Consider the following 11425-nt stretch of genomic DNA (forward strand, 5'->3'; position numbering starts at 1 on the left):
CCGTGTGCGGCGGCGAGATCCCGACGATGGATCTTGACGCCACCGGGCGCGGCCGCTGCCCCGCGTGCGCGCGCGCGGACGCACAGGTGCCGGCGACGCAACCGACCGCGCAGCCCTCGGCGCTCCTGTGGCTGACCCGGCGCACCGAGGGCGCCGGGCCGATCGCCGACGGTCCGTTCCGCCAGGCCGGCGCGCCCCGCCCGATGACCGTGCTCGAGGTCCGCGCGGTCGACGCGACCGATCCGCGGCCCGCGGTGACGGTGACCGACCGCGACCTCATCGGGCTCACGACGGTGGCGCGCGCCGACGTGACCGCGCTGGGGTGCGCGGCCGCGGCCGACGGGCGGTGGGCGCTGGTCGCGGTGGCCGGCGCGCGCGTGGCGCTGGCCCGCGGCTCGCCGCCGTCGGTGGCGGCGATGGCGCGGCTCCTGTCCGAGGAGCTGGCGCTGCCGCGGCTCGCCGCGGCCGAGCCCGCGACGGCGCTGGTGCCGCCCGGCTGGATCGCGACGCGCATGCCCGACGACGCGCTCGCGCTGGGGCCGCGCCGATCGAGCCGCGCGCTGGTCGCCGGCGTCGCGGGGATCGCGCTCGGCGCGGCCGCGCTGGCGCGCGCGCTCGGCAGCCCGGTGGACGCGGCGATCGGCGCGGGCGTCCAGGCCGCGCTGGTCGGCGCCGTCGGCGCGGTGGTGCTGCACCTCGGCCAGCGCTACCGGCGCCGCGCCACCCTCGACCGGCGCGGCCTGCGCTGGGCCGGCGGCGGCGCCGCGGGCGCGCTGCCGCTGGCGGCGATCGATCGGTTCCTCGCCCCGGGCCCGGGCGACGACGTGGTCGTGGTCGTCGCCGACGACCGGGCCCGGCCGGTGTTCACCGAGACGCCGGGCGCCCGCGCGATCGCGACCGCGCTCAACCTCGAGCTCGACCGCCTGCGGGCGCCGGGCCGGCGCTGACCGACCGCCGCCGCCGTGCGCGCGTCGCGCGCGCCACCGCGGTCGCGCGCCACGATCCTCGCCAGGACGCGCGCGCCCGGATCTGATCGCGCGGCTCGCTCCCGTCGCGCCTGCGCTACGCTGCGGGAGTGCGCCTGGGTCCGATCTCGGTCGGCGACGACGTCGGCGGCGGCCGCGTCGTCGCGATCGCGCGCGCGGCGGGCGAGGCCATCGTCACCGTCGAGCTGGCCGGTGGCCAGCCGCTCGCGTTCGCGCTCACCAGGACGGTGACACGCCGCGGCCCGTTCGCCGCGCTGCCGGCCCTGACCTACCGCGCGACCGCGCTGCCGTTCGCCGGGTTCGCCGCGGTCGGCGCGGCGCTGGCGACCCGGCTGGCGCCGGCGTGGCCCGCGGTGCTCGACGAAGCGGCCGCGCCGACGTCCTGGCCCGACGCCATCCGCGCGCTCGGCGACGATCCGTGGGCGACGCGCGCGCTCGTCGACCTGCTGCCCGCCGAGGCGCTGGCGCGGCGGGCCTGCGTCGCGCCGTGGACCCGGCTCGAGTACGGCCGCCGCGATCAATACGGGCCGTGCTGCGCCGACTTCCAGGCCGCGCCCGCGCTCGGCCACGCCGATCCGCTGACCTTGTGGCGGTCGCCGCACCTGCGCGAGTTCCGGCGCGCGCTGGCCGCGCCGCGGCCGCCGTCGACCTGCCGCGCGACCTGCCCGCGCCTGGTCGGGCGCTCCGACACGCTCGCGGGCATGATCGTCCGCGGCGGCCCACCGGCGTTCCTGGCCAACCAGATCGGCGCCGTCACCGCGATCCTCGACGGCGACGACGATCCGCCGACCACGCCGCTCGAGCTGGTGTGCTCGGCGACGAGCTACTGCAACTACGACTGCTTGATGTGCAGCCACGGCGAGCTCGGCTCGCTCGCCGACGAGCTGCCGGCGGCGTTCTACGCCGCGCTGGCGCCGCTCTTGCCCGGGCTCAACCGCCTCGAGGTGCTCGGCGGCGAGCCGCTGGCGTCGCCGGTGCTGCGCGAGGTCCTGGCCGGGCCGCTCCTGGCGACCGCGCCCCACGTCGAGGTCGCGCTCACGACCAACGGCTCGTACCTGACGCCGACCGAGCTGGCGCGCTACCGCCACGTCCGCCTCGGTCACGTCACCGTCAGCCTCAACGCCGCCACCGCCGCGACCTACGCCGCGGTCAACCGCGGCCTCCCGCTGGCGCGCGTGCGCGCGCACCTCGACGCGCTGCTCGCCGCGCACCGCGCCCACCGCAACCCGGTCGCGATCACCTACAGCATGGTGCTGCTCCGCGGCAACGTGCACGAGCTCGAGGCGTTCGCCGCGCTGGCCGAGGCCGACGACGTCGCGGTGCGGTTCATGCTGCCGATGGGCGATCGCAACCACGCGAGCATCCTGTGCGACCCGGCGGCGATGCGCGCCGCAGTCGCCGGGCTGACCGCGGTCGCGGCCCGGCTGCGCGCGCGCGGGCGCGCGGGCGAGGCCCTGCGCGTCGACGGCGAGGCCGGCGTGCTGACCGAGCGCCTGCGCCGGGGCCTGGTCCGGGCCCTGCCCGATTGAGGGCGCGCCCGCGGCCCTTGCGTCGGCCGCGGATCGGGGCGATCCACGACGCGTGCGCTACGTCGGCAAGGTCTACCGCCCCCCGTCCGAGGCCGACGCCCTGATCGTCCAGGCCACGATCGGCTGCTCGTGGAACCACTGCACCTACTGCGACATGTACCGCGACAAGCCGCGGTTCGCGGTGCGCGCGCTCGACGAGACCCTGGCCGATCTGCGCGGCGCCGGGGGCGCCGTCGGCGATCAGGTCGACAAGGTCTTCGTCGCCGACGGCGACGCGCTGGTGCTGCCGATGGATCACTGGCGGCCGCTCCTCGCGACCTGCCGGGCGCTGTTCCCGCGCCTGCGCCGGGTCAGCTGCTACGCCACCGCCGGCAACGTCGCCGGCAAGACCGACGCCGAGCTGGCCGAGCTGCGCGGGCTCGGGCTGGCGCTGGTCTACATCGGCCCCGAGTCCGGCGACGACGACACGCTGCGCCGGATCGCCAAGGGCGCCACCGCGGCCGAGCACGTCACCGCGGCCCAGCGCGCCCGCGCCGCCGGGCTCGAGGTGTCGGCGATCTTCTTGCTCGGCGCCGGCGGGGTCGCGCGCTCGGCCGAGCACGCCGCGGCCTCGGCGGCGCTCGCGACCGCGATGGACCCGCACTACCTGGCCGCGCTGACCCTGACGATCGTGCCGACGACGCCGCTGGCCACGCTCGCGACCCGCGGTCGGTTCGAGCTGCCGACGGTCGACGGCCTCTTGCGCGAGCTGCGCACGTTCGTGGCCGAGGCCCGCCCGACCGACGCGCTGTTCCGCACCAACCACGCGTCGAACTACCTGCCGGTCGGCGGCCGCCTGCCGCGCGACGGCGCCGCCCTCGCCGCCGCGATCGATCGCGCGCTGGCCGGCGAGCTGCCGCTGCGCCCCGAGCACGCGCGTGGGTTGTGAGCAGGGACCGACCGCGTCAGCGCGGCGCGGCCTCGCGCGCCTTGTACTCGTAGTAGCGGTCGAGCACCATCTTCACGTACTGGCGCGTGCGGGTGTACGGCGGCACCTGGTTGCCGTACTTGCTCACGGCGCCAGCGCCGGCGTGGTAGGCCGCGATCGTCAGCACGAGATCGCCATCGAACTTGTTGGCGAGGATCCGCAGGAGCCGGGTGCCGCCCATGATGTTGTCGCGGGCCTCGAACACGCTGGCGACGCGCATGTCGCCCTCGACCGCCGGCATCAGCTGCATCAGGCCCTTGGCGCCGACCGCCGACACGACGTTGGGATCGTAGTCGCTCTCGACCTTGATGATCGCGCGCACCAGCGGCACCGGCAGGCGGTACAGCGCCGCCGCCTCGTAGATGTGCTCGTCGTAGCGACGGAACCGCTCGGGCGAGCGGTCCCTGGCCGGCACCGCGTCGCACCGCGCGCAGCCGCCGCGCTCGACCGACGCCTTCGAGCCACGCTCGGGCGTCGCGTCGATGAGCTTCTTCCAGCGACCGCCCCGCGGCTTGATGTTGGTGAAGTGCACGACGCCGTCGCCGTCGGTGTACGAGTAGATGTCGGCGGCGGCGGTGCCGACGATCAGCGCCGCGACCACCGCGAGCACCACGGCCAGGCGGCGCGACGGGCGGCGGGAGCGACGACGACGACGGCGGGCCATGGGGAGAAAAATCGTAGCAGCCGCCGACCGCCGCCGCAAAAATCGCCTACCGCGCGCCCCAGGCCACGGTCGGGCACCGGTCGCCCAGCTCGTAGCCAGGGGCGTGGGCGCCGAGGAGCTCGAGCCGCTCGCCCACGACCGCGCGCACCTCCGCCAGGGTCGGGAACGAGTAGGTCAAGGTCGAGCCCCGGTAGGCGTCGATGCCGTCGATCACCGCCCGGGGCCAGCCGGTGCGCGCCGCCAGCGCCGCGCGATCGGGCACCAGCGCCTCGACCGCGCGGCCGATCTCGGCCACGGCGACGTTGCGGTGCGCCGGCTGGATCGCCATCGCCACGCGCCACTTGAGCGCGTGGAAGCTGCCGATGGCGCCGCCCGCCAGCGCCGCCGCGACCTCCGCCAACCGCTCGCAGGGCTCGGGCGCCGTGAACAGGCGCACGACCAGCCGCCCGCCCGGGGCCAGCGCCCGCGCTACCTCCGCCACCAGCACGCGGTAGTCCGCCGGGAACGCCAGGGTCGACAGCGCGCCGTCGCCGACCACCAGATCGATCGCGCCGCCGCCGACCGGCAGGGCCCGCCAGTCGGCCTGGGCCGCGGCCGCGCCCGCGGGCGCCGTGGCCGCCGGATAGATCGACCCGATCACCGACGCCGATCGCTCGAGGGCGACCAGCGTCGTGCCCGCGGGCCACGCCGCGGTCACCAGCTCGGGCGTCACGCCGAGGACCAGCGCCCGCGGCGCGCGCGCGGTCGCGCCACGCCACGCCGCGACCTCGCGCTCGACCAGCGCCACGTCGTCCGGCCCCGGCCGGAGCGGCGCGCCGACCTGCGCCCACTGCCGGGCGTGGCGCGGCCAGTGATCGTCTCCGCGAGGCGGTTCATCGCGCATGGCCCGCCCGGCAGGATATGCTGCGCGCGAGGTCCCCCGCCATGCGTCGCACTACCTTCGCCACGGGCATCGCCCTGCCCGCGCTGCTCGCGCTGCTCCCGGCGTGCGAGAACGACGAGACCTGCACGCTGATGGTGTGCGGCACGACCTGCGTCGATCTGATGCTCGACCCGACCAACTGCGGGACCTGCGGCCACGGCTGCGTCTCGGGCGAGACCTGCGTCGCCGGCACCTGCACCCAGACGCTCGACTGCACGCCGCCGACCCAGGCCTGCGGCGACGTCTGCGTCGACACCCAGACCTCGACCGCCCACTGCGGCGCCTGCGGCGTCGCGTGCAGCGCCGACGGCGACTGCGTCACCGGTGACTGCGCCGAGCCGCTCGCGGTGCTGCAGACCAGCTACCTCGACCGCACCGTCGACCGCGACGCGTTCGTGCTCCAGGACCGCACGTTCGCGCTGACCCGCCTGAACACGACGATGTTCGCCGGCGGCCGCGTCCTCGACCACGCGATCCTGCCCGACGGTCGGGTGCTGGTGCTGGCGGCCCAGACCGAGGACGTGTTCGAGCTGTTCCTGGTATCGGCGCGCGGCGGCGCCTGGACCCGGCTGTCGGGGCCGCTGGTCGCCGGCGGCGACGTGCTGCCCGGCTTCGTGGTCAGCGCCGACGGCCGCAAGGTGCTCTACCGCGCCGACGCCGACGTCGACGACGTGATCGATCTGTACGCGGCCACCGTCGCCAGCCCGGGCGCCGCGGTCAAGGTCGACGGCGCGCTGACCGCCGGCGGCGAGGTGTCGTCGGTGTTCGCGCTCTCGGCCGACGGCGGGCGCGCCGCCTACGTCGCCGATCAGGACACCGACGAGCTCAACGAGGCCTACACCGTCGACCTGTCGACCGCGACCCCGGGCGCGAGCACCAAGCTCAACCCGTCGACGGTCGACAGCGTCTGGGACCTGCGCCTGAGCGCCGACGGCGGCCGCGTCGTCTATCGCGCCTACGACTCGAGCACCGGCCGCACCGCGCTCAACGTGGTCGAGACGACGACGCCCGGCGCCGCGCAGCAGATCCTCTACGCCGACGGCGCCGAGGGCCAGGTCGAGAGCTACCAGCTCACCGCCGACGGCAGCGCGGTGGTGTTCACCGGCGGCAACCTGTTCCTGGCGACGTCGCTCTGGCGCGCCCCGCTGGCGCCGGTGGCCGACGCGACCCGGCTGGTCGACGGCACCACCGGCCCGGTCCGCGCCGACTTCCGGGTCACCGCCGACGGCGCCCGCGTCTACTACCGCCAGACCGAGGCCGGCTACGATCGGGTGTTCCGGGTCGCGGTCGCCACCCCGCTGACGCCGACCGGGCTGTCACCGGCGCCGGCCGGCCCCGACGACGAGGCCACCGACTTCGCGATCACCGCCGACCAGCGCGCGCTGGCGTTCCGCGGCGGCGCCGATGGGGCCGAGGGCGGCATCGTCCAGCCGGAGACCTTCGGGCCGCTGCCCGAGGCCGCGTACGCGCCGGCGCTGTACCACGTCGATCTGGCCGGCGCGCAGCCGGGCGCGCCGACGCTCTTGAGCCCTGCGCTGGGGCCGAGCGACGAGGGCATCGGCCGCGGCTACCGCGTCACCCGCGACGGGGTCCGGGTGCTGTACCGCGCCGATCACGATCAGCCGAGCTTCTCCGACGCGTACCTGGCCGACGTCACCACGCCCGGCGCCGTGCGCAAGGTCAGCCCCCCGCTCGATCAGGCCAGCGACGCCACCGACGTGTCGCTGGTGACGTTGTTCTGACGCCGGTGCCGGCGCGCTCGAGCCTCCGCGGCGTCGCGTGGCCGGCCATCCCCGACCCGGCCGCGGCGCGGGTCCAGGCGCTGGCGTGGCAGCTCGACCAGAGCCAGTGGTGGTCGCCCGCGCGCCTGGCCGCGCACCAGGATCAGCAGCTCGCCGAGCTCCTGCGCCACGCCGCGACCTCGCCGCACTACCAGGCGACGTTCGCCGCCGCCGGCTGCGCGTTCACCGGCGCCGCGCCGACCGCCGACGCGTGGGCGCGGGTGCCGATCGCGTCCCGCGCCGAGCTGGTCGCGGCCGGCGACGCGCTCCTGAGCCGCGCCTACCCGGCCCAGCACGGCGCGGTCCACGACGTGCTCACCTCGCGCACCACCGGGGCGCCGGTGCGCCTGCGCGCCACCGACCTGATGGCCAGCTTCTGGAACGCGATCACCCTGCGCGATCGCACCTGGCACCGGCGCGATCTGACCGCGCACCTCGCGGCGATCCGCCACGTCGCCGACGGCGGCGCGCCCCCCGACGGCGATCGCGCGCGCGGCTGGGGCCCGGCCACCGCGCCGCTCGCGCCCGACGCGCCGCTGTCGCGCCTGTCGATCGCCGCGACGATCGACGCGCAGGTGGCGTGGCTGGTCCGCGCCGATCCCACCTACCTGCTGATCTACCCGAGCGCGCTCGACGCGGTGGTCCGGCGCCTGGCCGCGACCGGCCAGCGCCTGCCGTCGCTGGCGCAGGTGCGGACGATCAGCGAGGCGCTGGCGCCGGCCACCCGCGCCGCGTGCGCCGAGGTCCTCGGCGTGCCCGTGGTCGACACCTACTCGGCGCAGGAGGTCGGCTACGTCGCGCTGCAGTGCCCCGACCACGCCCACTACCACGTCGTCGCCGAGCGGCTGCGGGTCGAGATCCTCGACGACGACGGTCAGCCGTGCCCGCCCGGCGCGACCGGCCGCGTGGTCGTCACCGACCTCCACAACTTCGCGACCCCGGTCATCCGCTACGAGCTCGGCGACTACGCCGAGGTCGGCGCGCCGTGCCCGTGCGGGCGCGGCCTGCCGGTGCTGACGCGGGTGGTCGGGCGGCGCCGGGGCCTGGTGAGCTACCCCGACGGCCGGCGCGCCTGGCCGGTGTTCACGGTCGCGTGTCGAGCCGCCGCGCGCTACCGCGAGCTGCAGCTGGTCCAGGACACCGTCGACGCCCTGCGCCTGAGGATCGTCCCCGAGGCCGGCCCGCTGACCCCCGCCGAGCGCGCCGCGCTGGTCGCCGCGCTCCAGCGCGCGCTCGCGCACCCGTTCGCGATCGCGATCGAGGAGGTCCCCGAGCTCGGGCGCAGCCCGGCCGGCAAGCTCGAGGAGTTCGTGTCGCACGTGCCGGCCTGACCGCCGCCCGACAAAACCGCGACGGCCGGACCTCGCCCCGCATCGGATTCGGTATGGTCCAGGACATGGCGCAGCTGGAGACCGACTACCTCGTGCTCGGTACCGGCATCGCCGGGCTGTCGTTCGCGATCGACGCCGCCGAACACGGCCGGGTCACGATCGTCACCAAGCGCAGCGCGATCGACACCAACACCAACTGGGCCCAGGGCGGCGTGGCCGCGGTGCTGGCCCCCGACGACTCGTTCGAGCAGCACGTCGCCGACACGCTCACGGTCGGCGACGGCCTGTGCGACCGCGCGGCGGTCGAGCGCATCATCGCCGAGGGCCCGGCCGCGGTCGCCAAGCTGCTCGAGCTCGGCACCCGGCTCGATCGCAACGCCGCCGGCGAGCTCGACCTGACCCGCGAGGGCGGCCACTCGCGCCGGCGCGTGGTCCACCACGAGGACATCAGCGGCCGCGAGATCCAGCGCGCGCTCCTGGCCGCGGTCACCACCCACCCCAACGTCACGATGCTCGAGGATCACATCGCGGTCGACCTGCTGAGCATGGCCAAGTACGGCGGCGACGCCGCGTGCTTCGGCGCCTACGTGCTCGAGAAGGCCACCGGCGTCGTCCACACGATCGTCGCGCGCGCCACGATCCTGGCCACCGGCGGCGCCGGCAAGGTCTACGTCTATACGTCCAACCCCGACGTCGCGACCGGCGACGGCGTCGCGATGGCCTACCGGCTCGGCGCGGTGGTCTCGAACCTCGAGTTCGTCCAGTTCCACCCGACCGTGCTGTTCCACCCGATGGCCAAGAGCTTCCTCATCTCCGAGGCGCTGCGCGGCGAGGGCGGCAAGCTGCGCCTGGCGACCGGCGAGCGGTTCATGGACGGCTACCACGAGCGGGCCGAGCTGGGGCCGCGCGACGTCGTCGCCCGCGCCATCGACAACGAGCTCAAGAAGTCGGGCGCCGACTCGGTGTTCCTCGACATGACCCACCTCGAGCCCGACTTCGTGCGGGCCCGCTTCCCCAACATCGCCGAGCGGTGCCTGGCGCTCGGCATCGACATCACGACCCAGCCGATCCCGGTGGTGCCGGCCGCGCACTACATGTGCGGCGGGGTCAAGGTCGACGAGGTCGGCCAGACCACGGTCAAGAACCTGTACGCGATCGGCGAGGTGTCGTGGACCGGGCTCCACGGCGCGTGCCGGCTGGCGTCGAACTCGCTGCTCGAGGGCATGGTCTACGCCCGCCGCGCCGCCGCCCACGTCAAGGACGCGGTCGCGGTCCGCCCCAGCCACATCACGCCGTGGCAGTCGGGCGACGCCACCGACTCCAACGACGCGATCGTCGTCGCGCTCAACTGGGACGAGATCCGCCGGTTCATGTGGTCGTACGTCGGCATCGTCCGCTCCGACAAGCGCATCGACCGCGCCCGCCGCCGCATCGAGCTCCTGCGCGACGAGCTGCGCGAGTACTACTGGAACTTCAAGATCACGAGCGACATGATCGAGCTGCGCAACCTCGCGCTGGTCGCGCACCTGATCATCGAGAGCGCGCGCCGGCGCAAGGAGTCGCGCGGCCTGCACTACACGGTCGACTACCCGACCAAGGCCGAGGTCGTGCGCGACACCGAGCTGCAGCTGACCAACGGCCCCGCGGCGTAGCCGGCGCGCCACGGCGCCGCCAGTTTCACACCCAGGGTAGTCAACCGCGGTTCACGGGATCGGCGCCCGCGGCCAGCCCGATCTAGATCGTAACAATATGAGATCGAAAGACTTTCCGCGGCCAGGCCGCGACCGCGCGAGGCCGGGCAACCGTCGCGCTCGACCTGGCATCGCGGTCGCAATACCCGAGCGCGTTACCCTCGCAGCGTTATCTTGACGGACGGCCACAACGTTGCGAGGGGCCGCCGAGGCATTCCGCCTCGGCGGTTTGTTTTTTCGGCGACCGGGTCGGCGTGCGCGCCGCACCCGGATCGCCTATCTTCGACGAGCATGGTCATCGGCTCGCGCGCGCGGCGCATCCGGATCGCCCTGGGCGCCCTCGCGCTCGCCGGCGTGGCCGGCCTGGGCTGCGCCGGCCGCCTGCGCAACCCGGCCCCGGCCCGCTCGGGCGCGACCGCGATCGTCGACGCGCTGGCCGGCGACGACCCCGCCGCGGCCTACGCGCTCCTGTCGAAGGACGCGCGGACCCGGGTCAGCTTCGAGGAGTTCCGGCTGCAGTGGCAGGCGAGCGCCGCCGAGCGCGCGTGGCAAGTGGCGCGCCTGCGCGAGGCGCTCCTGGCCGATCCCGACGCCGGCGAGCGCGCGACGATCACGTTCGCCGACGGCAAGGCCGTCGCGCTGGTCCGCGATCAGCGGCGGTGGCGGCTCGACGCGGCGCTGGTGTCGCGCACGCGCGCCGCCCGGCCGCGCGAGGCCGTGCGGATGTTCGCCGAGGCGATCCGCGCCCACGACCTCAACGCCTTCCTGCGCTCGCTGACCCGGCGTCGGCGCCAGGGCCTGATGCGCCAGCTCGACGGCTTCCTGGCCGGCCTCGAGCGCACGGTCGAGGGCACGATCGAGGAGATCGGCACCGACCGCGCCGAGCTGCGCTGGGACGAGGGCGGCATGCGCTACCGGATCGTCCTGCGCAAGGAGGGCGACGAGTGGCTGATCGACGACCTCCACATCCAGCTCGCGCCCAAGGACGCCCCCTCGTCGGACGACGACGACGATCAGCCCGTGCGCGGCATCTTCGATTGAGCCGCGATCGACCGCGGCGGCGATGACCTACGCGTCGAGCCCCGGCGGCGGGAACGGCGCGACCGGCACGTCCCACCGGCGCGCCAGCGCCGCGAGCCGATCGGCCGACTCGGCCGCCGACGGCCGCGCCGCCGGATCGCGGGCCAGCATCGGCACCAGGATCTCGCCCAGCTCGGGCGGGCCGGGGAACGGATCGAGCTGGCCGTCGATGATCCGCGGGCGGAAGTCGTCCGGACCGCCAAACGGATCGCGGCCGGTGGCGAACCACCACAGCACCGCCGCCGCCGCGAACGCGTCGCTGGTCGGCGTCGGCGGATCCGACCACAGGATCTCGGGCGCGAAGAAGCCGCCGGGGGCGAAGGCACCACCGAACTCGCCGGGGCGCCACGGGGCTCATGCGACCGGCCACAGGCGTGGGTGACTGCCGCAGTGTACGCGGTTCCGTCGACGTAGACGGTCTCCGGGCGGATCCCTGAGAGGAACACGCCCTGCTGCACGGCGGCGCTCGCGGTG

Annotated in this window: 10 protein-coding genes; 7 read left to right on the forward strand and 3 right to left on the reverse strand. The window is 75.5% G+C overall.

Annotation, left to right across the window (positions count from 1 at the left end):
- Positions 1-86: 86 nt before the first annotated feature.
- The 3 genes from IPL61_05590 (at position 87) to IPL61_05600 (ending at position 3443) form a co-directional block, all read left to right on the forward strand.
- The gene (locus IPL61_05590) at positions 87-947 is read left to right on the forward strand and encodes a hypothetical protein (GenBank protein ID MBK9030803.1); all 861 of its coding nucleotides are present in this window, start codon (positions 87-89) and stop codon (positions 945-947) included.
- A 128-nt stretch (positions 948-1075) separates the two neighbouring features.
- Positions 1076-2515: a radical SAM protein gene (locus IPL61_05595; protein ID MBK9030804.1), complete on the forward strand. Its 1440-nt coding sequence runs from the start codon at positions 1076-1078 to the stop codon at positions 2513-2515.
- A gap of 52 nt (positions 2516-2567) precedes the next feature.
- Positions 2568-3443: a radical SAM protein gene (locus IPL61_05600; GenBank protein ID MBK9030805.1), complete on the forward strand. Its 876-nt coding sequence runs from the start codon at positions 2568-2570 to the stop codon at positions 3441-3443.
- A 16-nt stretch (positions 3444-3459) separates the two neighbouring features.
- Here the strand turns inward: IPL61_05600 and IPL61_05605 are convergent, their stop codons facing one another.
- Together IPL61_05605 and IPL61_05610 are read right to left on the reverse strand one after the other, a co-directional pair.
- Positions 3460-4146: a lytic transglycosylase domain-containing protein gene (locus tag IPL61_05605; GenBank protein MBK9030806.1), complete on the reverse strand. Its 687-nt coding sequence runs from the start codon at positions 4144-4146 to the stop codon at positions 3460-3462.
- Between the two features lie 46 nt (positions 4147-4192).
- Positions 4193-5029 carry a methyltransferase domain-containing protein gene (locus IPL61_05610; protein ID MBK9030807.1) on the reverse strand — a complete coding sequence of 279 codons (837 nt, stop codon included), beginning with the start codon at positions 5027-5029 and terminating at the stop codon, positions 4193-4195.
- Positions 5030-5070: 41 nt separating this feature from the next.
- Between IPL61_05610 and IPL61_05615 the strand changes: the two genes are divergently transcribed.
- The 4 genes from IPL61_05615 to IPL61_05630 all read left to right on the forward strand — a co-directional run bounded on the left by IPL61_05615 (position 5071) and on the right by IPL61_05630 (position 10912).
- Entirely contained in the window at positions 5071-6810 is a 1740-nt protein-coding gene (locus tag IPL61_05615) for a hypothetical protein (protein MBK9030808.1), read from the forward strand.
- A 5-nt stretch (positions 6811-6815) separates the two neighbouring features.
- Positions 6816-8180 carry a phenylacetate--CoA ligase family protein gene (locus tag IPL61_05620; protein ID MBK9030809.1) on the forward strand — a complete coding sequence of 455 codons (1365 nt, stop codon included), beginning with the start codon at positions 6816-6818 and terminating at the stop codon, positions 8178-8180.
- A 65-nt stretch (positions 8181-8245) separates the two neighbouring features.
- Entirely contained in the window at positions 8246-9832 is a 1587-nt protein-coding gene (gene nadB / locus IPL61_05625; GenBank protein ID MBK9030810.1) for an L-aspartate oxidase, read from the forward strand.
- A 330-nt stretch (positions 9833-10162) separates the two neighbouring features.
- Complete coding sequence (locus IPL61_05630; protein MBK9030811.1) at positions 10163-10912, forward strand: hypothetical protein; 750 nt, start codon at positions 10163-10165, stop codon at positions 10910-10912.
- 27 nt (positions 10913-10939) lie between these two features.
- Here IPL61_05630 and IPL61_05635 read toward each other — a convergent pair whose 3' ends face one another.
- On the reverse strand, positions 10940-11188 hold the full coding sequence (locus IPL61_05635) for a hypothetical protein (GenBank protein MBK9030812.1): 249 nt from the start codon (positions 11186-11188) through the stop codon (positions 10940-10942).
- Positions 11189-11425 lie beyond the last annotated feature (237 nt).

Source organism: Myxococcales bacterium, assembly GCA_016717005.1.
Taxonomy (GTDB): Bacteria; Myxococcota_A; Polyangia; order Haliangiales; family Haliangiaceae; genus UBA2376.

What these genes read in the sequence shown, in the direction of transcription:
- IPL61_05605 (MBK9030806.1), bottom strand. Translation starts at nt 4,146, where the DNA reads ATGGCCCGCCGTCGTCGTCGTCGCTCCCGCCGCCCGTCGCGCCGCCTG.
- IPL61_05610 (MBK9030807.1), bottom strand. Translation starts at nt 5,029, where the DNA reads ATGCGCGATGAACCGCCTCGCGGAGACGATCACTGGCCGCGCCACGCC.
- IPL61_05615 (MBK9030808.1), top strand. Translation starts at nt 5,071, where the DNA reads ATGCGTCGCACTACCTTCGCCACGGGCATCGCCCTGCCCGCGCTGCTC.
- nadB (MBK9030810.1), top strand. Translation starts at nt 8,246, where the DNA reads ATGGCGCAGCTGGAGACCGACTACCTCGTGCTCGGTACCGGCATCGCC.
- IPL61_05630 (MBK9030811.1), top strand. Translation starts at nt 10,163, where the DNA reads ATGGTCATCGGCTCGCGCGCGCGGCGCATCCGGATCGCCCTGGGCGCC.